General features: G+C 72.6%; 18 protein-coding genes and 1 tRNA gene. 6 read left to right on the plus strand and 13 right to left on the minus strand.

Annotated features, from left to right (window positions below):
- Nucleotide 1: 1 nt before the first annotated feature.
- From Plo01_RS11890 to Plo01_RS11925, 8 genes are all read right to left on the minus strand, one after another.
- On the minus strand, nucleotides 2-664 hold the full coding sequence (locus Plo01_RS11890) for a rhomboid family intramembrane serine protease (RefSeq protein ID WP_203890590.1): 663 nt from the start codon (nucleotides 662-664) through the stop codon (nucleotides 2-4).
- 236 nt (nucleotides 665-900) lie between these two features.
- A complete protein-coding gene (locus tag Plo01_RS11895) occupies nucleotides 901-1,698 on the minus strand; it encodes a crotonase/enoyl-CoA hydratase family protein (RefSeq protein ID WP_203890591.1) in 798 nt (265 codons plus the stop codon).
- Nucleotides 1,699-1,706: 8 nt separating this feature from the next.
- Nucleotides 1,707-2,480: an SDR family NAD(P)-dependent oxidoreductase gene (locus tag Plo01_RS11900; protein WP_203890592.1), complete on the minus strand. Its 774-nt coding sequence runs from the start codon at nucleotides 2,478-2,480 to the stop codon at nucleotides 1,707-1,709.
- Between the two features lie 217 nt (nucleotides 2,481-2,697).
- On the minus strand, nucleotides 2,698-3,036 hold the full coding sequence (locus tag Plo01_RS11905; RefSeq protein WP_203890593.1) for an STAS domain-containing protein: 339 nt from the start codon (nucleotides 3,034-3,036) through the stop codon (nucleotides 2,698-2,700).
- Between the two features lie 211 nt (nucleotides 3,037-3,247).
- Nucleotides 3,248-3,979 (minus strand): energy-coupling factor ABC transporter ATP-binding protein, encoded by a 732-nt coding sequence (locus Plo01_RS11910; protein ID WP_203890594.1) that lies wholly within the window; start codon nucleotides 3,977-3,979, stop codon nucleotides 3,248-3,250.
- A gap of 1 nt (nucleotide 3,980) precedes the next feature.
- Entirely contained in the window at nucleotides 3,981-4,757 is a 777-nt protein-coding gene (cbiQ, locus tag Plo01_RS11915) for a cobalt ECF transporter T component CbiQ (protein ID WP_203890595.1), read from the minus strand.
- 82 nt (nucleotides 4,758-4,839) lie between these two features.
- On the minus strand, nucleotides 4,840-5,883 hold the full coding sequence (locus Plo01_RS11920) for an energy-coupling factor ABC transporter permease (RefSeq protein ID WP_203890596.1): 1,044 nt from the start codon (nucleotides 5,881-5,883) through the stop codon (nucleotides 4,840-4,842).
- A gap of 229 nt (nucleotides 5,884-6,112) precedes the next feature.
- Entirely contained in the window at nucleotides 6,113-8,023 is a 1,911-nt protein-coding gene (locus Plo01_RS11925; protein WP_203890597.1) for a glycosyltransferase family 2 protein, read from the minus strand.
- A 298-nt stretch (nucleotides 8,024-8,321) separates the two neighbouring features.
- On the opposite strand from Plo01_RS11925, the gene Plo01_RS11930 reads away from it, so the two are divergent.
- From Plo01_RS11930 to Plo01_RS11945, 4 genes are all read left to right on the plus strand, one after another.
- A complete protein-coding gene (locus tag Plo01_RS11930; RefSeq protein WP_239316253.1) occupies nucleotides 8,322-8,675 on the plus strand; it encodes a YciI family protein in 354 nt (117 codons plus the stop codon).
- On the plus strand, nucleotides 8,672-9,934 hold the full coding sequence (locus Plo01_RS11935; RefSeq protein WP_203890599.1) for an RNA polymerase sigma factor: 1,263 nt from the start codon (nucleotides 8,672-8,674) through the stop codon (nucleotides 9,932-9,934). The genes Plo01_RS11930 and Plo01_RS11935 overlap by 4 nt, the downstream gene beginning before the upstream one ends.
- Nucleotides 9,935-10,099: 165 nt before the next feature.
- Nucleotides 10,100-12,505 carry an MASE1 domain-containing protein gene (locus tag Plo01_RS11940; protein ID WP_203890600.1) on the plus strand — a complete coding sequence of 802 codons (2,406 nt, stop codon included), beginning with the start codon at nucleotides 10,100-10,102 and terminating at the stop codon, nucleotides 12,503-12,505.
- A 98-nt stretch (nucleotides 12,506-12,603) separates the two neighbouring features.
- Nucleotides 12,604-13,398 carry a maleylpyruvate isomerase family mycothiol-dependent enzyme gene (locus tag Plo01_RS11945; RefSeq protein ID WP_203890601.1) on the plus strand — a complete coding sequence of 265 codons (795 nt, stop codon included), beginning with the start codon at nucleotides 12,604-12,606 and terminating at the stop codon, nucleotides 13,396-13,398.
- 67 nt (nucleotides 13,399-13,465) lie between these two features.
- On the opposite strand, the gene sigJ is transcribed toward Plo01_RS11945, so the two are convergent.
- Entirely contained in the window at nucleotides 13,466-14,401 is a 936-nt protein-coding gene (sigJ, locus tag Plo01_RS11950; protein WP_203890602.1) for an RNA polymerase sigma factor SigJ, read from the minus strand.
- Nucleotides 14,402-14,628: 227 nt separating this feature from the next.
- Between sigJ and Plo01_RS11955 the strand changes: the two genes are divergently transcribed.
- Complete coding sequence (locus tag Plo01_RS11955) at nucleotides 14,629-15,012, plus strand: DoxX family protein (protein WP_203890603.1); 384 nt, start codon at nucleotides 14,629-14,631, stop codon at nucleotides 15,010-15,012.
- Nucleotides 15,013-15,043: 31 nt separating this feature from the next.
- Here the strand turns inward: Plo01_RS11955 and Plo01_RS11960 are convergent, their stop codons facing one another.
- The 4 genes from Plo01_RS11960 to cysS all read right to left on the minus strand — a co-directional run bounded on the left by Plo01_RS11960 (nucleotide 15,044) and on the right by cysS (nucleotide 18,232).
- Nucleotides 15,044-15,430 carry a nuclear transport factor 2 family protein gene (locus tag Plo01_RS11960; RefSeq protein ID WP_203890604.1) on the minus strand — a complete coding sequence of 129 codons (387 nt, stop codon included), beginning with the start codon at nucleotides 15,428-15,430 and terminating at the stop codon, nucleotides 15,044-15,046.
- A gap of 144 nt (nucleotides 15,431-15,574) precedes the next feature.
- Nucleotides 15,575-15,647 (minus strand) — tRNA-Thr (locus tag Plo01_RS11965).
- Between the two features lie 99 nt (nucleotides 15,648-15,746).
- The gene (gene rlmB, locus Plo01_RS11970) at nucleotides 15,747-16,718 is read right to left on the minus strand and encodes a 23S rRNA (guanosine(2251)-2'-O)-methyltransferase RlmB (RefSeq protein WP_203890605.1); all 972 of its coding nucleotides are present in this window, start codon (nucleotides 16,716-16,718) and stop codon (nucleotides 15,747-15,749) included.
- A 113-nt stretch (nucleotides 16,719-16,831) separates the two neighbouring features.
- Nucleotides 16,832-18,232 (minus strand): cysteine--tRNA ligase, encoded by a 1,401-nt coding sequence (cysS, locus tag Plo01_RS11975; RefSeq protein ID WP_203890606.1) that lies wholly within the window; start codon nucleotides 18,230-18,232, stop codon nucleotides 16,832-16,834.
- 90 nt (nucleotides 18,233-18,322) lie between these two features.
- Between cysS and Plo01_RS11980 the strand changes: the two genes are divergently transcribed.
- Entirely contained in the window at nucleotides 18,323-19,813 is a 1,491-nt protein-coding gene (locus Plo01_RS11980; RefSeq protein ID WP_203890607.1) for a DUF2637 domain-containing protein, read from the plus strand.
- Nucleotides 19,814-20,089 lie beyond the last annotated feature (276 nt).

Consider the following 20,089-nt stretch of genomic DNA (forward strand, 5'->3'; position numbering starts at 1 on the left):
GTCAGTAGGGGGAGATCCGGGGGCGCCTGCGGCGCAGGACCCAGGCGGCGAGGACGCCGCCCACCAGGCCGAACAGGTGGCCCTGCCAGGAGACCCCCTCCTGGGTGGGCAGCACGCCCCAGATGATGGAGTAGTAGGCGATGGCGACGCCGACGCCGATCACGATGTCGAGGGCGCGGCGGTCGAACAGGCCGCGCGCCAGGACCAGGCCGAAGTAGCCGAAGACCAGGCCGCTGGCGCCGACCGTGATGTAACCGGGTTCGCTGGTGAGCCAGACGCCCAGGCCGCTGACCAGGATGATGATCAGACTGGCCCCGAGGAACCGGCCCAGGCCGCGCAGGGCGGCCAGGAAGCCGAGGACCAGCAGGGGCACGGAGTTGGCCATCAGGTGGGCGAAGTCGGCGTGCAGGAACGGGGCGACCGGGATGCCGCCGAGGCCGCTGACGTCCCACGGGCGCGAGGCGTCCCACGCCTCGATGCCGTAGGCGTCGAACTCGCCGGGGAGCACGTAGTCGGCCACCTCGATCGCCCACATGCCGGACACGAGCAGGATCACCAGGAGCGCCGCGCCCAGCGCGCCCGCCGCCAGGCTGCCCGCGGTACGGCGCAGGTGCGCGCCGGAGAACCGGTTGGAAGGATTCATCCCGGTCGGGTAGTCGCTCATGCACACTCCTGGCCTCATGGAGCCGCCACGTGAAGGTCACGTGCCCGTGTCGCACGCGCCCACACCTTCACCGTACGTACACCCGCCGGGAAACGCGCCGGGCGCGACCCTGAGGGATCGCGCCCGACATGCCGGAAACTTCGTAAGACCATTCCCGCCGGCGGAACACCCGCCCCGCCGGCGGCGACGGCCGGGAAGGATCGGCGGTCACGACACCCGATGGCCGGGAAGGGGCGTCACTCGCCCTTCCACTGCGGAGCGCGCTTCTCGGCGAAGGCCGCCGCGCCCTCCATGGCGTCCTTGGAGCCGAACACCGGGTTGATGATCTCTCCCTGCTTCTTGAACATCTCGTCGAGGCTCCAGTCGGCGGACTCGACGATCACCCGCTTGGTCGCCGCCACCGCCAGGGGGGCGTTCGCAGCGATCTTCTTGGCGAGCGCGACGGCCGTGGCCAGCGCCTCGCCCGCGGGCGTGACGTAGTTGACCAGGCCGACCTCGTAGAGCCGGGAGGCCGGGAAGTGATCGCCGGTCAGGGCGATCTCCATGGCGATGTGGTACGGGATCCGCTGCGGCAGCCGCATCACACCGCCCGCCCCGGCGACCAGGCCGCGCTTGGGCTCGGGCAGCCCGAACTTGGCCTCCTCGGAGGCGACGATGATGTCGCAGGACAGGGCCAGCTCGAAACCGCCGGCCAGGGCGTAGCCCTCGATCGCGGCCACCATGGGCTTCTTCGGCGGCGCCTCGGCGATGCCGCCGAAGCCCCTGCCCTCGACGACCGGGAAGTCGCCGGTCAGGAAGCCCTTGAGGTCCATGCCCGCGCAGAACGTGCCGCCCGCGCCGGTCAGGACGTAGGCGGAGACGTCCTTGCGCTCCTCCAGTTCGTCCAGCGCCGCCGCGACGGCCCGCGCCACGACGCCGTTGATGGCGTTCTTGGCCCTGGGACGGTTGATCGTGATGACGGCGACGCCGTCCTCGACCTGGACCAGGACCTCGTCACCGGCTCCGGAGGCCGGCGCGGAAGTCGACTCGGACAAGGTGACTCCTACTTGGGCTGGAAGCGGATGCCGCCGTCGAAGCGGATGGTCTCGGCGTTCATGTAGTCGTTCTCGATGAGCGCGCGGACCAGGTGGGCGAACTCCGAGGCCTGTCCCATGCGCTTGGGGAAGACGACCGGGGCGACCAGCTTGGCCTTGAACTCGTCGGAGTTGGGCGAGAAGCCGTAGATCGGGGTGTCGATGATGCCCGGGCAGATCGTGTTGACCCGGACGCCGACGGCGGCCAGGTCACGGGCGGCCGGGACGGTCATGCCGACGATGCCGCCCTTGGAGGCCGAGTACGCCACCTGGCCGGTCTGGCCCTCCAGCGCCGCCACGGAGGCGGTGTTGATGACCACACCGCGCTGGCCGTCCTCGTCGACCGGCTCGGTCTTGGAGATGGCGGCGGCGCCGATGCGCATCAGGTTGAAGGTGCCGATCAGGTTGACGTCGATGACCTTGCGGTAGGAGGCCAGGTCGTGCGGCGAGCCGTCGCGGTTGACGGTCCGGGTGGCCCAGCCGATGCCCGCGCTGTTCACCACCACGCGCAGCGGCTTGCCGGTGGCCACCGCGGCGTCCACGGCCGCCTGCACCTGCTCCTCGTCGGACACGTCGGTCTTGACGAAAACCCCGCCGAGCTCGTCGGCGAGCGCCTTGCCGCGCTCCTCGTTCAGGTCGGCGATGACCACGGTCACGCCATGCGCGGCGAGGTCACGGGCCGTGGCCTCACCGAGGCCGCTGGCACCACCCGAGATGATTGCTACTGCTCCGTTCAGGTCCATGAGCGGACTTTAACGCGGATACCGAATGAAGTTCTACTCGGGGTGGGCCAAATCTCCCCCACCCGGAGTGAGCCGGATCTCTACCGCTCAGGCCGGGAACGGGCCCGCGCACCAGGATTCCCCCGGGCCTGCTGTTGACTCCTCGGAGCGGGCGCGTCACTGCCCGGCCGGCCGGTAGAGCGGGCGTCGCCGCGGCCGGCCGGTCGCCCGGGCCGGCTCAGAGCGCTTCGACGGCCGCGCCGACGTCGGGATAGACCTTGATGCGGCGGTCGAGGCCGGTCGTGCGCAGGATCCGCGCCACCGGCGCCTGCGGCGCGGCCAGGCAGACCCCGCCGCCCTGGCCGGTCGCCAGCCGCCAGGCCTCGATCAGCACGGACAGCCCGCTGGAGTCCATGAACGACAGGGAGGTCAGGTCGAGGACCAGCCGGGATCCGTCGAGCTTGATGGCGTCACGGACCTCGTCGCGGAGGAAGGGCGCGGTGAACAGGTCGAGCTCTCCCTCGACCGCCACCACCACGGCGTCGCCGACAGCCCGGCGAGCCAGCCGTAGCTTCATCAGTCCTCCTCGCGGCCATGAGGCAGACCTAACTTTACTTCGCCCTCACCGTATGCGAGACCGGACGGCTTCGCGATCAATCCCGGATCATAAAGGAAGGATCATGTCCATAACCCCGCCCGTCACTCCCGGATGACCCGGGGAATCGCGCGGCGGCCGCCCCGCGTGCGGCGGGCCGGCGGTCCCGGGACTCAACCGGCGGTCCCGGGACTCAGCCGGCGGAGAAGCCGTACGGCAGTTCCAGCCGGTGCGCGGCGAGCAGCTCGGCGTCGGCGAGGATCTCCCGGGTCGGCCCGTCGGCCGCGATCACCCCGCCGGACAGGATGAGCGAGCGCTCGCACAGCTCCAGCGCGTAGGGCAGGTCGTGGGTGACCATCAGCACGGTCACGTCCAGGCTCCGCAGGATCTCGGCGAGCTCGCGGCGCGAGGCGGGGTCCAGGTTGGACGAGGGTTCGTCCAGGACGAGGATCTCCGGCTCCATGGCCAGCACGGTCGCCACCGCCACCCGGCGGCGCTGCCCGAACGACAGGTGGTGCGGGGGCCGGTCGATCGCCTCCAGCATGCCCACCCGCTCCAGCGCCGCCTTGACCCGCTGGTCGAGCTCCTCGCCGCGGACGCCCATGTTGGCCGGGCCGAAGGCGACGTCCTCCCGGACGGTCGGCATGAACAGCTGGTCGTCCGGGTCCTGGAAGACGAGGCCGACCCTGCGCCGGATCTCCTTGAGCGAGCCCTTCGCGACCGGGAGACCGGCCACGGTCACGGTGCCGTGCCCGGCGGTCAGGATGCCGTTGAGGTGCATGACCAGGGTGGTCTTGCCCGCGCCGTTCGGCCCGAGCAGCGCGACCCGCTCGCCGCGCTCGATGCGCAGGTCCACGCCGAACAGCGCCTGCGTGCCGTCCGGGTAGGCGTACGCCAGCCGGTCCACCTCCAGCGAGGCCGTCATGTCACCATTCCCCCGTCTTGAGCAGCACGCTCCCGAGCAGCACCGCGAGCGCCGCGCCCGGAAGCGTACCGGCCGCCAGCCACTGCCGCGCCGAGGCGGTCAGGTCGTGGATCACCGGCATCGACCCGGTGTAGCCGCGGCTCAGCATCGCCAGGTGGACCCGTTCGCCCCGCTCGTAGGAGCGGATGAACAGCGCCCCGGCCGAGCGCGCGACCACCGGGATGTGCCGCACGTCCCGCGCCGTGAACCCCCTCGACTCCCTGGCCACCCGCATGCGGCGCATCTCGTCCAGGATCACGTCCATGTAGCGGAGCATGAACATGGCGATCTGCACCATCAGCGGCGGCAGCCGCAGCCGCTGGGCGCCCAGCAGCAGCATCCGGGGCTCGGTCGTGGCCGCCAGCAGGACGCTCGCGACCACGCCGAGGGTGGCCTTGGCCAGGATGTTCCAGGCCGCCCACAGGCCGGGCAGGCTGAGTGAGAGTCCCGCCACCGAGATTCGCTCCCCCGTCCCGACGAACGGGATCGCCAGCGCGAACAGCACGAACGGGACCTCGATCGCCATCCGCCGCAGCACGAAGCCCGGCGGGATCTTCGCGAGCAGCAGCACGCCCGCCAGCAGCAGCGCGTACGCCGCGAAGGCCGCGAACCACTCGCGGGGCGTGGCCACCACGGTCACGACGAACCCGACGACCGCCGCGAGCTTGCACTGCGGCGGGAGCCGGTGGGCGGGCGTGTCGCCCGCCCGGTAGAGCTGGTGGTGATGGCCCGCGCTCACTGAACGTCCTCTCCGGCAGGTGCTTCGGCCCCGAGACCCGTCCGGATGACTCTCGCGCCGGGAACCGTCCCGTTCAGCGCCGTCAGACCGTCACGTCTTCCCGACCGCCCTCGCGGCCGGCTTCCCGGTCGCGGCGGCGGGCGGCGTAGCCGACGGCTCCGGCGACGATCAGCGTGATCCCCACGCCGACCACCCCCGTGACACCGACCGGGATCCCGCCCACGTCACCGTAGTCGGCCAGCAGCCACGAGCCGAACGCGTGGTCGGTGGCCTGGCCGAGGAAGCCCTCGTCCTCGGCCACCTTCTCCAGCCCGTCCGGGTCGCCGGAGGCGAAGAAGGAGACCACGCCCGCCAGGACGAGCGTGACGCCGACGCCCGCCAGCAGGAACGGGCGCGACCGACCGGCCGGGGCCGTGACGCGCTCCTCGCGCTCCGGGACCACGGTGACGTCTCCGTCGGGACCGCGCAGCACCAGCGGGGCGGCCAGCCCGTGCGCGCCGTACACCAGGTCGGGCCGGGCGGCGAGCACGGTGGCGACGGTGACCGCGGTGATCAGCCCTTCGCCGATGCCGATGAGCACGTGCACGCCGCCCATCGCGGCGGCGACCGTGCCGATCTCGATGGGAGCCGTCCCGCCCACCCAGAACAGCAGCGTGAACGCCAGCGCCGAGGCGGGCACCGAGACCAGCGCGGCGGCGAACGACGCGGCGGTGATCGCGGCGCGGCCGTTCAGGCTCCGGGTGATCAGGCGGAAGACGCCCCAGCCGGTCAGGACGGTGACCAGGCCCATGAGCGTGATGTTGACGCCCAGCGCCGTCAGGCCGCCGTCGGCGAAGAAGATGCTCTGCACCAAGAGGACCACGGCCATGCACAGCACCGCCGTGTACGGCCCGACGAGGATCGCGGCGAGCGCTCCGCCGAGGAGGTGGCCGCTCATCCCGGGGAGGACCGGGAAGTTGAGCATCTGGACGGCGAAGACGAAGGCGGCGACCAGGCCGGCCATCGGGGCGGTCCGGTCGTCGAGCTCGCGGCGGGCGCCGCGCAGGCAGACCGCGGTCCCGGCGGCGGCGACGGCCCCCGCTGAGATCGAGACGGCAGCGGTGAAGAAGCCATCGGGAACGTGCACAACAAGCCTCCGAGGTGCGGATATGACCCTTACTTTAGGCCATGGACTTGTTATTGCAATCGATGGGCATTAGCGAATGGATTGCCCCAAGTGAGAAAACGCAGGTCAGCGAGGGGTAAGACGGGAGTCAGCGGGAGACCAGGACAGGGGCCGCCGAAGGCCCGGACGGAAACCGCCGGAAGGTCAGGGCGAGGGCCGCAGGAAGATCAGGGTGGAAACCGCCGGGAGGTCAGGGCAGGAAGCGGCGGAGGAACGCCTTCGGGGTGACGGTCCGCACGATGACGCTGAGCCGTCCCTTCCCCGCCGTGGCGTACGGCTTGACGGTGCGCAGCACCACCCCCCGCCACCACGTGCGCGGCGGCGCGACCAGCTCCGCCTCCGCCTCGATCCGGAACCGCGCCGGCGGCCCGCCGAGGTCCAGTTCCAGGTAGGCGTCCCAGGTGCCGGGCCCCAGCCGCCCGAACGCCTGCCGCGCCGTGAACCCCCCGCCCGCCCGGGCCGCGACCGGCACCCGCCGCTCCCGCCCGGAGCTGCGCTCCCGCCACACCAGCCGGCGCACGGCCCGCGCGTCGGGGGTGATCGCCCCCATCGTGATCTCACCGTCGAGGACCAGCCGGTGCCCGGCCGCCCAGCGGGAGCGGGCCAGCCGTACGACGCCGGACGGGGTGACCACGTGACCGCCGATGTCGACGCTGAGGTTGCCGTAGGGCCGGGTGAAGTACGGCAGGGCGATCACGCCGCCGATCATCCGGGGCGCCGGGCGGGCGATCTGCCCGTCGCGGTCGGCGCCGAGCCGTGCCGTGCGGACGACCCCCTCGCACTCGACGGCCACGTGGACGTCCCAGACCCCGGGGGAGAGCACGCCCAGGTCGAGCACCCCGGCGAACGCCTCCCCCTGCCGGATCACCGGGACGGTGACGTCGTCCTGCCCCTCGGACGCCTGCCGGGGGCGCAGGACCAGCGTGACGGCCCCGGTGACGATCTCGGGGTGGCGGTCGGGCTCCAGGGCGTCCAGCGCCACCCGGCCCGTGACGGCCAGCCTCGTGTCGCCCTCGTCCCAGCGCAGGCCCGTGAGCTCGCGGCGCACCACGGCCAGCTCGATGTGCGCCAGCCGTACCAGGCGGTCGATGTCCTCCAGCGCGGCGATCCGGCTGCGGTCCACGGCGCCGAGCCGGTCGCGCACCCCGTCGGTCATCCAGCGGTCGCACATGTCGGCCACCTCGGCCGCGATCTCCTTGCGCTCGACCTCGCCGGCCTCCAGGAAGGGCCGGCCGAGGCGGGCGAAGGCGTCCATCCGGAAGTGGCGCCGGAGCAGGTGGTCGCGGAGCGGGCCGGGCCGCACGTGGCCGACCATCAGCTCGATCGGCTTCTTGATCATCCGTAGCCACGAGAGGGCGTCGCGGCTGGCCGGGCGCTGCATGATGCTGGTCCCGTCGGGCCTGTCCACCAGGTGGTAGCAGTCGTAGTCGGCGACCACGGAGATCACGCCGGCGTGGCAGTAGGCGTGGGTCGTGAAGACGATGTCCTCGCCGACCAGGAGGCTCTCGTCGAAGCGGATCCTGTGCCGCTCCAGCATCTCCCGGCGGAACAGCTTGAAGCAGCTCAGGCTGTTGTAGACGGCGCTGTCCTCCAGCGGCGCCCGGTCGACGCTCTCGTTGAACATGGAGACCGGGGCCCTGCGGCCGTGCCCGACGATCTTCCCCAGGACGATGTCGGAGCCGTTGCGCTCGGCCATCGCGAGCATGCGCTCCAGCGCCTCGGGGCCGAGATAGTCGTCCGCGTCGCAGAAGAACACGTATCTGCCCCGGGCCAGGGAGAGCCCGGTGTTGCGCGGGCCGCCCGCCCCGCCGGAGGCCTCCTGGTGCACGACGCGGATGGTCCTGGGGTGGCAGGAGGCGTACAGGTCGGCCAGCTCCGAACCGCCGTCGACGGAGCCGTCGTCCACGACCACGATCTCCATGCTGACCCGCTGGATGAGCAGCGAGGTCAGGCACCGGTCCAGATAGGCGCGGCAGTTGTGGACCGGGACGATCACGCTGACGTCGATGCCGGTCCGGGCGGCGACCTCGACCAGGGCGCCCTCGCCGGACTTCGCGCCGCCGGGTCCCGCGCCGGCCCGATGGAGGATCGCCCGCGTCATCGCCACACCCTCCGTCGACTACTTTCCGCTTCCGCTGAGCATCAGTATGTGACGAAGAGATGCCGCTGCGTGGCCGGTTCGGCTTGTTGGTTCTCCTCCGTTCACCCGGAGGTTGCCGTAGTTGGGGAAAAACAGATGGTTCGCCAGGTTTCTCCCTCGAACCGGCCGGTGCCGCCGGATCACGGAACATCTAAATTCTTCCGAGGCGGATGTCGAGGACGCGTCACCGGTTCCGACCCACCGGTGAGAGCCGCCCCGGCCCGGGGCCGGCGCTGCAAGGAGGAGAACCGTGAAGTACATGCTGCTGATCTACAACCGTCCCGGTTTCGCGGAGGAGCTGTCGGAGGCCGAGCGCGACGAGCTGTTCGGCGGGGTGGACGCGCTCATGAAGGAGCTCACCGAGTCCGGGGAGCTGATCGGCGGCGAGGCCCTCGCCGACCCCTCGCAGACGAAGACCGTCCGGGTGCGCGACGGCGTGCCGGCGGTCACGGACGGGCCGTACATCGAGGCCAAGGAACAGTTCGCCGGGTACATCATGGTCGACTGCGAGACCCCCGGGCGCGCGGTCGAGATCGCCGCGCGCTGGCCGGACGCCAAGCGCTGGGCCATGGAGGTCCGGCCCCTCATGCAGCAGTCCGGGACGGAGATGTGAGAGCCGACGACCGCGTCGAGGACCTGCTGCGCGCGCTGGCGCCGCAGGTTCTCGGCGCGCTCGTCCGCCGCCACGGGCAGTTCGACGCGTGCGAGGACGCGGTGCAGGAGGCGCTGCTGGCCGCCGCCGTGCAGTGGCCCGAGGAGGGCATGCCGGACAACCCGCGGAGCTGGCTGGTCACGGTCGCCTCCCGGCGGCTGATCGACCAGTGGCGCGGCGAGCACGCGCGCCGGGAACGCGAGGTCGCCGTCGCGACGCGGGAACCGGCCGACCTGTCGGTCGTGCCCGCGCCCGGCGAGGAGCGCTCCCCCGGCCAGGACGACACGCTGACCCTGCTGTTCCTGTGCTGCCATCCCGCGCTGTCGCCCCCCTCCCAGGTGGCGCTCACCCTGCGCGCCGTCGGCGGCCTGAGCACCGCGGAGATCGCCCGCGCGTTCCTGGTCCCCGAGGCGACCATGGCCCAGCGCATCAGCCGGGCCAAGCAGCGCGTCAAGGCCGCCGGCGCCCGCTTCGCCATGCCTCCCCAGGCCGAGCGGGAGACCCGGCTACGGGCCGTGCTGCACGTGCTCTACCTCGTCTTCAACGAGGGCTACACCACCACCTCCGGCCCCGACCTGCAACGCGCCGACCTCACCGGCGAGGCGATCCGCCTCGCCCGGGGCCTCCGCCGGATGCTGCCGGACGACGGCGAGGCCGCCGGGCTGCTGGCGCTCATGCTGCTCACCGACGCCCGGCGCCCGGCCCGCACCCGCCCCGACGGGGCGCTGGTCCCGCTCGCCGAACAGGACCGCGCCCTGTGGGACCGGGCGATCGTCGCCGAGGGGATCGAGCTGATCACCGAGACGCTGGCGCGGGCCCCGTTGGGGCCGTACCAGCTCCAGGCGGCCATCGCCGCGGTCCACGCCGAGGCCCCGCGCGCCGAGGACACCGACTGGCCGCAGATCCTCGCGCTCTACCGGCTGCTGGGCCGCATCGCGCCCAACCCCGTGACCACGCTGAACGAGGCCGTCGCGGTGGGGATGGTGCACGGGCCGCGGGCGGGGCTCGACCTGCTGGAGACCCTGACGGCCGACGACCGGATGACCGGCCACCACCGCCTCGACGCGGTCCGCGCGCACCTGCTGGAGATGGCCGGCGACCACGAGGCCGCCCGTACGGCGTACCGCTCGGCGGCCCGCCGTACCACCAGCCTGCCCGAGCAGCGCTACCTGGAGACCCGGGCCGCGCGGATGGCCGAGGCCGCCCGTACCGATTCGTAAGCGTGTCGTGCCACCCCGTAACGGCTGATTTCATGCCTCGCTTCCCGGCCCGGAGTAAGCTTGCCGTGCGGTCCGGGACGCCACGGTTCCACGACGATCCCGGCCCGGGACCGCGAAGGACCGAAGGGAAGCCCCGACCCTCGGGTCCGGCGCGAGGAGCTTTCTATGCTTCGCCACGGTGTGGCGTATCTCGGCAAGGTCGTGCCGCTGGCGATCCTCTACGCCGTGACCGCCCAGACCGTCTTCGCCCTGGCCTCCGTGCACACCAGCATCTCCCCGATCTGGCTGCCGAGCGGCCTGGCGGTGGCCGCCGCCGTCCTGTACGGCTACCGCGCGCTTCCCGCGATCCTGCTCGGGGCGTTCGCCTTCAACGCCTCCACCGACATCCCGCTCTGGGTGGCCGCGCTGATCGCCGCGGGCAACACCCTGGAGGCGGCCGCGGCCGGATGGCTGCTGCGCCTGTCCGGCTTCCGCCGGCCCGCCGACCGGATCCGCGACGTGCTGGCCCTGGTCGGGCTCGCCGGCCTGGCCGCGACGGCGGTGAGCGCCACCGTCGGCGTCACGGCGCTGTGGGCCGGCGGCGTCATCCCGGCGGCCGAGGCGGTCTCCTCGTGGATCCTGTGGTGGTTCGGCGACGCGATCGGCGTGATGACACTGACGCCGGTGCTGCTGGTGGCCTGGGCGCGCCGGCGACGGTGGCGCCGGCCGAGCCGGACCAGGACGGCCGAGGCGGGGTTGCTCTCCCTCGCGCTCCCGCTGGCCACCTGGCCCGTCCTGGGAGCCGGGCGGCTGACCCTCGTCGTGCCGGTGCTGCTGTGGGCCGCGATCCGCTTCCGGCTGGTCGGCGCGAGCCTGGCCTGCCTGTTCACCACCGCGGTGGTGATCTACGCGGCGGCGCGCGGGGTGGGGCCCTTCGTGCAGCTGTCGTCCCCGGGCACCTTGCTGACCACCCAGAACTACACCATGGTGCTGATCGCCACGAGCATGCTGGTGGCGGCGATCATCACCGAGCGCGAGAGGGCGACCGCGGCGCTCCACGCCCAGCAGGAACGCACCCGCTCGATCATCGCCACCGCCCGCGACCCCTTCTTCGGCTTCGACGCCGACGGCGTGGTCACCGACTGGAACAGCAGCGCGGAGACGACCTTCGGCTGGCCGGCGCGGGAGGCGATCGGCCGCCCGCTGACCGACCTCATGATCCCGGCGGACGTCCACCGCGAGCGCTTCCCGGAGGCGATGACCGCCGCCGAGGACCGCATGGAGATCCTCGCCAGGCACCGCGACGGCCGGCCCCTGCCGGTGGAGCTCACCGTCTGGTGCGTCGAGTCCGCCGGTCACCGGCACTTCAACGCCTTCGCCCGGGACATCGCCGAGCGCAAGCAGTTCGAGCGGGACCTGGCCACCGCCCGCGACCAGGCGCTGGAGGCCTCCCGGCTCAAGTCGCAGTTCCTGGCCACCATGAGCCACGAGATCCGCACCCCGATGAACGCGGTCATCGGCCTGGCCGCCGTCCTGCTGGCCGGCCCGCTCGGCCGCGAGCAGCGCCGGCAGCTGGAGGGCATCCTCACCGCAGGGCAGACCCTGCTGGCCATCATCAACGACATCCTCGACCTGTCCAAGATCGAAGCCGACCAGCTGGTGCTGGAGGACGGCGACGTCGACCTCGACGTCCTCGTGCACGACGTCGTCGGGCTGTTGTCGGCGACGGCCGGGGCCAAGGGCCTCGCGCTGGGCGGCTCGTGCGGCCCGGAGGTGCCCGCCGTCCTGCGCGGCGATCCCACCAGGATCCGGCAGATCCTGCTCAACCTCGTCGACAACGCGGTCAAGTTCACCCCGGAGGGAAGCGTGACCGTCCACGCCGGCCTCACCGGCGCGGCCCCGGACGGCAGGCTGGAGGTCCGGATCGAGGTCGCCGACACCGGCATCGGCATCCCCGAGGACAAGCGGGAGCAGCTGTTCGACCCGTTCGTCCAGGCCGACGCCTCCACCACCCGGCAGTACGGCGGCACCGGCCTGGGCCTGGCCATCTCCCGCCGGCTCGCCCAGGCGATGGGCGGCGACCTGCGGGTGTCCGGACGTCCCGGCCGGGGCAGCGTCTTCACCTGCACGATGTCGCTGGCCCCGGCGCCCGCGCAGGAGCCGCCCGGCGCGGAGGACCCCGTCCCCGCCGCGCCCGTCCACCGCTCCCGGCTCCTGCTCGTGGAGGACAACGAGCTCAACCAGATGGCGGCCATGGAGGTGCTCGCCATGCTCGGCTACCACGCCGATCTCGCGACCAACGGCGAGGAGGCCATCGCGATGACGGAGAAGACCGAGTACCAGGCCATCCTGATGGACTGCCAGATGCCCGTGATGGACGGCTACACCGCCACCACCGTGCTCCGCCGGCGGGAGGGGGCCGCCCGGCGCACCCCCATCATCGCGCTGACCGCCGGCGTCTTCGCCGAGGACCGCCGGCGTTGCCTGGCCGCCGGCATGGACGACTTCATCGCCAAGCCGTTCGACTACACCGAGCTCGCCGCCACCATCGCCCGCTGGACCGGCCGCCCCGACGGCCACCCCGTCCCATGACCCCGGGGGCCCCTACCTGTCCCAGAGAGCGCTGATCGGCAGGCCGCGGAGGCCACCTCATCCGTCCGGGTCCGCGGTACGGGTGACAGAGTGAGGGAATGGACCATGTCTCTCATTTCCACCGGGAGATCCGAGCGTTCCAGGCCGCGGCGCGCCGGGCGGCCGACACCGGCGAGGCGCCCCCCGTGCCGTCCTGCCCCGGCTGGTCGGTGTCCGACCTCGTCATCCACCTGGGCGGGGTGCACCGGAGCGTCGCCCGTGTCATCAGAGAACGCCTCGCGGAGCCGCCGGACTTCGCCGATCTCGCCGCCCTCGGCCTGCCCCCGGACCTCGACGGCTGGCCCGACCCGCAGAACGCCCCCAACCTCGGGCCGGTCCCGGCGAACCTGCTCACCTGGTTCGCGGAAGGGGCCGCCGGTCTCGAAGAACAGTTCAGGGACACCGACCCCGGCGAGCCGGTCTGGACCTGGTCGGCGGAGCGGACCGCCGGGTTCTGGCTGCGGATGCAGACCATCGAGGCGGCCGTGCACCGCTGGGACGCCGAAGGGGCGGTCGGGACGGCGCTCCCGGTGGACGCCGAACTCGCCGCCGACTCCGTCAGCCAGACCTTCGAGGTCATGGCCCCGGCCCGCCGGGCGTTGCGGCAGGCCCCGCCGGGACGGGGCGAGCGGTACCGGTTCCGGCGGACCGACGGCGCGGATGTCTGGACGGCGCGCTTCGAGGGCGACGACGTCCGGCTCGTGGAGGACGGCGGGCCCGCCGACGTGGAACTGGCCGGTACGGCCTCGGACCTGATGTTGTTCCTCTGGCGGCGGCTCCCGGCGGAGCACCTCGACGTGAGCGGTGACGAGGCCGTGCTCGACCGCTACTTCACCCTGGTCCCGCCCGTGTGACCGGACCGGTCCGGGTCCGGCGGGCGGGGAAGGCTGACGGGCGGGGAAGGCCGGTCTGTCGTAGGGATCAGCCCGTCGTCCAGGGCCGGAGCTTCTCGGGATTCCGTACCCCCCAGATGTGCGTGATCCGGCCGTCGGCGACCTCGAACGCCATCACCCCCTCGGTGACGCCGTTCTGCTGGATCACCAGACCGGGCCGGCCGTTGACCGTGCGCTCCAGAAGCGTCAGCCCGGGCACCCGGCCGGCGATGTTCCTGGCGTAGCGCGCGATCTGCTCGGCCCCCTCGATCGGGTGGAGCGCGGCGCTGACCAGGCCGCCGCCATCGGCGATCATCGTGGCGTCGGGGGCGAGCAGGCCGATGAGGGCGGCGATGTCCTTGGTCTCCCAGGCCTGCTTGAAATCGCGGACGACGTCGGCCTGCCGGGCCGTCGGAGCCGCGGGCGTCTGGGCCGCGCGGATGCGGCGGCGGGCCGAGGAGGCGAGCTGGCGGCAGGCCGCCGGGGTCCGGCCGACGATCTCGGCCACCTCGGCGAAGGAGTAGCGGAAGACATCGTGCAGGATGAACGCCACGCGCTCGGCCGGGGTCATCGCTTCGAGCACGACCAGGAACGCCATGGTGATCGACTCATCCAGAGTGATGCGGTCGGCCGGGTCCGCCCCCGCGCCCTCCGATCGCCCGGGGCGCCACTCCGCCGGGTCGGGCAGCGGCTCGGGGATCCAGGCGCCCACGTAGCGCTCGCGCCGCGCCCGGGCCGAGCCGAGCAGGTCCAGGCAGATGCGGCTGGCGACCGTCGTCAGCCAGGCGCCCGGGGACGCGATGGCCTCCTGCTGCTCCCGGGACATGGCATACCAGCGGGCGTAGGTCTCCTGTACGGCGTCCTCGGCCTCGGCCAGAGAGCCGAGCAGCCGGTAGGCGAGATTGATCAGTTGACGCCGCTCGCTCATGATCGCGCTCAGGCTCGGATCGAGCTGATCCGCTCCGGACTCGGACGGGGTGGTCATGACCTCACTGGCTCCCTCGATCGCATCCGCTCTCACCCGATCGACGAGACAGCGCACCGGAATGTGAGGCCGGCCGCGCCGCCTCACATTTCCGGCGATCGTTTCGTCGTACTGCCGGGGCGAGCCCATCATCCGGCTGACAGGCCCGCCCCGGCCACCCCCGCGTGGGACGCGATCACCGCTCCGGCGCCGAACCGGAGCCGCGCACCCCGACAAGGAGAAACCTGATGAACCTCGCTCTGTGGATCGTCGCCGGACTGCTGGCCACCGCCTTCCTGGCCGGCGGCGTCATCAAGCTGGTCACTCCCAAGGAGAAGCTGGCCGCCACCCCCCTCGGGGGATGGACCGAGGACTTCAGCGCCGGCGCCGTCAAAGCCATCGGGCTCCTCGAGTTCCTGGCGGCGGCGGGCCTGATCCTGCCCGCCGCGCTCGGCGTCGCGCCGGTTCTGGTGCCGCTGGCCGCCGTCGGCCTGGTGCTCCTGATGGTCGGCGCGATGATCACGCATCTCCGCCGTCACGAGACCAAGGTGATCGTGGTGAACCTGGCCTACATCGCCCTGGCCGGCTTCGTGGCGTGGGGCCGCTTCGGCCCCCACCCCTTCATCGGCTGACCGGGGACGGCACGGCCGCGTCACCCGCTCATCAGGCCGGACTGGCGTGGGCGGCCAGGATGCGCCAGCCGTACTCCTCGGTGTGGACCCAGGTCCGGGTGTAGCGCAGCCGCCCGGCGAACGGCTCACCCGCGAAGGAGCCCTCCAGCGTGCCGAGGAAGCAGGTGACCCCGGTGTTCCCCGCGACCAGGACGGTGAGCTCCTCCTGAGCCACCTTCGTCATGACCTGCGTGCGCGAGCGGTGGTTCTCCAGATCGAGCTGCTTCGCCCCCGGGTGGCACCGGCCGTCCGGGGGTCCGGTGAAGACGAGCTCGTCATGGAGCAGCCGGTCCAGCTCCTCGACGTCTCCGGCGAGCTGCGCCGCCTGCAGCCGCTTCTCGGCCTCGTGCAGTTCGTCCGTCAGAGCGCGATCAGCCATGATGCTCCTTTCCCACCGGCGTCGTGGTCGGCGTCCCAGCGATCCTCGCCTGTCAGCAGAGGTGTTAGCAAGATCGCGGTTTCGTCCGGGCACGAAGAAGGCCCCTGACGGCGTCGCGCCTGATCAGGGGCCTTTCTCATTGCGAGCCGACGAGGGGAATCGAACCCCTGACCTACGGTTTACAAGACCGTTGCTCTGCCGATTGAGCTACGTCGGCGTGGCCGCCTGACGAGTGTAGTCGGCTTACACCCCGGACGTCACCGCGTAAAGCCCGCGCGCCGTACGGAAATGTCAGAAAGAGCTTACGGCGGAGGAGTCAGCGCTTGCGGTGGCGGGCCACCTCGTACAGGGCGATGCCGGCGGCGACGCCCGCGTTGAGGGACTCGGCCGCGGCGTGCATGGGAATGCGGACGACCAGGTCGCAGGACTCGCGGACGAGGCGGGACAGGCCCTTGCCCTCCGAGCCGACGACCACGACCAGGGGGCCGTCCAGGAGGTTGGCGTCGCCGACGTCGATCCGTCCCTCGCCGTCCAGGCCGATCACGAACAGGCCCGCGTCGCGGTACTCGCGCAGGGTCGCGGTGAGGTTGCTCGCCCGGGCGACGGGCATGGTCGCCAGCGTGCCCGCCGAGGTCTTCCAGGCTCCGGCGGTCACCCCCGCGGAGCGGCGGGCCGGGACGACCAGGCCGTGGGCGCCGAAGGCGGTGGCGGAGCGGGCGATGGCGCCGAGGTTGCGCGGGTCGGTGACGCCGTCGAGGGCGACGATCAGCGGCACCTCCGCGGCGTCCTGGGCCTGCTGGACCAGGTCGTCGGGGTGGGCGTAGTCGTAGGCGGGGATCTGCAGGGCCACGCCCTGGTGCACGCCGCCCTCGGTCAGCCGGTCGAGCTTCTCCCGGGTGACCTCCAGCATCGCGATGCCCCGGTCGCCGGCGATGCGCATGGACTCCTTGACGCGGTCGTCGTTGTCGATGCGCTGCGCGACGTAGAGGGCGTTGGCTGGCACACCGGCGCGGAGCGCCTCGACGACCGGATTGCGCCCGCCGATGTACTCCGGCGCGTCCTCGCTGCGCCGGGTCCGGGCCGGAGTGCGCGGGGAGGACGACCGGCCGGTCCGCTCCTCGCGCTCGATCCGCTCGGTGCGGGCCTTGTCCTTGAACCAGTGCCGCATGTGCGCCGGCGGGGTCGCCCCCTTGCCCTCCAGGCCACGGCGGACGTTGCCGCCCGTGCCCTTGGTCGGACTCTTCTTCTTCGCGGGCCGTCCGGCCCCTTTACTACCCCCACCAGCCATGGTCACTAGGGTACGGCCTGCCCGCCGCAGCACCGGACGCCTCCCGGTGAAACCGGACGGCGGGAAGGCACGCGACGGCGCGTCCTCCCACCGCCCGGTCCCGTCCGGCGGTCCTACTTCGCCAGCTCCCAGCGGGGACCCTGCGGGGTGTCCTCCACGACGATCCCGGCCCCGGCCAGCTGGTCGCGGATGGCGTCGGCGGCGGCGAAGTCCTTGCGGCCGCGGGCCGCCTGGCGCTGCTCCAGGGCCACGGCGACCAGGGCGTCCACGGTCGCGCGCATCCCCGCGCCGTCGCCCCCCGAGGAGCGCCACTGCTCCGAGCGCGGGTCCAGGCCCAGCACGTCGAGCATGTTCTGCGTCTCGGCCAGCAGCCGGGCCACCTGCTCCTTGTCGCCCCGCGCGAGCGCCACGTTGCCCTCGCGGACCACCTCGTGCACGACGGCGAGCGCCTGGGGGGTGCCCAGGTCGTCGTCGAGCGCGTCGGTGAACGCCTGCGGCAGCGGGGCGTCGGCGTCCACGTCGTGGATCATCTCCGCGGCGCGGGTGACGAAGCCCTCGATGCGCTGGTAGGCCGCGGCGGCCTCGAACAGCGCCTCCTCGGAGTAGTCGATGGAGGAGCGGTAGTGGGGGGCGGCCAGGTAGTAGCGGAGCTCGACCGGGCGGATCTTCTTGGTCACATCGGGGATCAGCAGGGAGTTCCCGAGCGACTTGCTCATCTTCTCCGCGCCGATCTTGAGCATGCCGTTGTGCATCCAGTAGCGGGCGAAGCCGTCGCCGGCCGCCTGCGACTGGGTCAGCTCGTTCTCGTGGTGCGGGAAGATCAGGTCGACGCCGCCGCCGTGGATGTCGAAGGTCGCCCCGAGGTATTTGGTCGCCATGGCCGAGCACTCCAGGTGCCAGCCGGGACGGCCGCGGCCCCAGGGGGTCGGCCAGGTCGGCTCGCCGGGCTTCTCGCCCTTCCAGAGCGCGAAGTCACGCGGGTCGCGCTTGGCCGAGTCGGTGTCGGTGTCACCGGCCGCCCGCATGTTCTCCAGCTTCTGGTTGGACAGCGAGCCGTACCTGTCGGCGTAGGAGACGACGTCGAAGTAGACGTCACCGCCGGCGGCGTAGGCGTGGCCCGCCGCGATCAGCCGCTCCATCAGCTCGATCATCTCGGGGACGTGGCCGGTGGCGCGCGGCTCGACGGTCGGCGGCAGGCAGCCGAGCACCTGGTAGGCCCAGGTGAAGGCGCGCTGGTTGCGCTCGGCGACCACGAACCAGGGCACGCCCTCCTCGGCGGAGACCCTGATGATCTTGTCGTCGATGTCCGTGACGTTCCGGCAGAAGGTGACGTCGTAGCCGGAGCGCGTCATCCAGCGGCGCAGCACGTCGAAGTTGACGCCGGAGCGGATGTGCCCGATGTGCGGCGGCGCCTGAACGGTGGCACCACACAGGTAGATCGACGCCCGGCCGGGCTCCACCGGAACGAACTCACGGACCGTACGCGTGCTGGTGTCGTAAAGGCGCAGACTCACGGAAGCAAGGCTAATGCCTGGCGACATCTTCCCGATCGGGATTCGGAGCACAGATCATGCGGGGTGCCGATTCTGTACGCTCGAAGGGTCATGGACGTGAAATCCCCCGCGGCGGCAGGCCCGGTCTCCCGCCCGACTCCAGCCCTGCCCGCCCCCGCCGAGCCGGGCCGGGCCGCCGTCGCCCTGCGGCACGCGGGCATCGCCCTCGCCGGCATCGGCGTGGCCGCCCTCACCGGGGCGGCGTGCATGCTGTCCTTCGAGGACCTGCGCGGTCTCGCCGTCCTCGGCGAGGCCCGGCCCGACCTCGCCTACCTCTATCCCGCCGGCTTCGACGCGCTGCTCGTCGTCGCGATGATCAGCGTGCTGCTGCTGCGTGGCGGGCGCTGGCCGGTCCGCCTGCAGGCGGGGCTCGTCCTCGTCCTGCTGCTCGCCGGCGCGGTCGCCGCCGAGGTGGTCACGGCCATGCGGATCGCGGTGCAGGCCCGGCCGGCCGCCCTCACGGTGGCCGTCGCCCCCTGGGTGATGCTGGCGGTGGCGCTGTGGCTCTGGCTTCTGCTGATCAAGCACGCCCAGGCCCGGCGGACCGCTCTGGACTCCCGTCAGGCCGGTGCGGGTCACGGGCACGACATCGTCCCGTTCCCCGACGCCGCCATGCCGACCGCGGAGTACCCGCGTCCGGAGGCGCCCGCGGGCTCGGCGGTCCCCGGTCCCCGCCTCCCGGCGCAGCCCGCGCTCGACCCGCAGGCGGCCCCGCCGATGGAGTCGGCCCCGCACCACGATCTCCCGGCGGTCCCGGTGGTCGGTCCCACGCCGGCGCCGGAGACGCCCGAGGTCGACGATCTGCCCGAGCCCGCCGGAGCCCGCGATCCCGGTCCGGCCCCCGGTCCGGCGGATCCGGTGGAGACCGTGACGCCCGCCGCGGCGGCCGGGGCTCCCGAGGCCGTACGGCCCGGGCCTGCGGAGCGCCCGGAGCCGGTGGAGCCCACGGGATCCGCGTGGCCTGAGCCCGTGGAGCATGTGCGCCCCGGGTCCGCGCAGCCCGTGGAGCCCGCACCGCCTGCGGAGCCCGTACGGCTTCCGGAGTCCGCGGAGCCCGTGCGGCCCGCGGCCGCCGCGGCGAAGGAGCCGGACGCGCCGGTGCGCTGGGGCGACCTGACCCGTCCCGTCCGGGGTGACCTGCTCGTCCATCCTCCCCGCCCCGCCGCTCCCGACCCCGGCCACGAGGGCCGGATCAGCGAGCGGGTGGAGACCTGGGGAGCGGCGACGGAGCCCGTCACGACCTCGGCCGGGACCCCGCGCCACGAGGAGGCCGAGAGCTCCGGGCACGGCGCTTCCACGCAGCCGATGCGGGTGGTGACCGGCGACTCCCCCGATCCGGCGCTCGGTTCCGACTCCCCCGATCCGGCTCCCGGCTCCGACCTTCCGGATCCGGCGCACGGTTCCGAGGCCGCCGACCTGGAGGAAGCGGCCTCCGATCCGCAGGAGGGGGCTTCCGACCGGCGTCCTCCGTACAGCGGCGACGACGCGGTGGCGCCGCCCTCCAGCCGCGTGCGCAGCACCCCCGTCCCCCCGGAAGAGTGACGGCTTCCCCGGAAAAGCGAGACGCCCTGCCCGCCCGATGAGGGCCGGCAGGGCGTCGATCGTTCGGGGCTGTTCCGGTGAGAACGCTCGGAGCCGCACGGTACGGCGCCCGGCGTATCCGCGATCGGCCGTTCGACCGGTGGGTGATCGCTTCCATCGCCTGGGCGGCCTTGCCCGTGACGACGGCCGGGCGAGCGCCCGGCCGTGGTCCTGGTGCCGGAGACGGTGCTCCGGCGGCACACCCGGTGGGTCAGCTCCGGGGCCTCGGAGGAGCTG

The sequence above is a fragment of the Planobispora longispora genome, assembly GCF_016863135.1.
Classification (GTDB): Bacteria; Actinomycetota; Actinomycetes; order Streptosporangiales; family Streptosporangiaceae; genus Planobispora; species Planobispora longispora.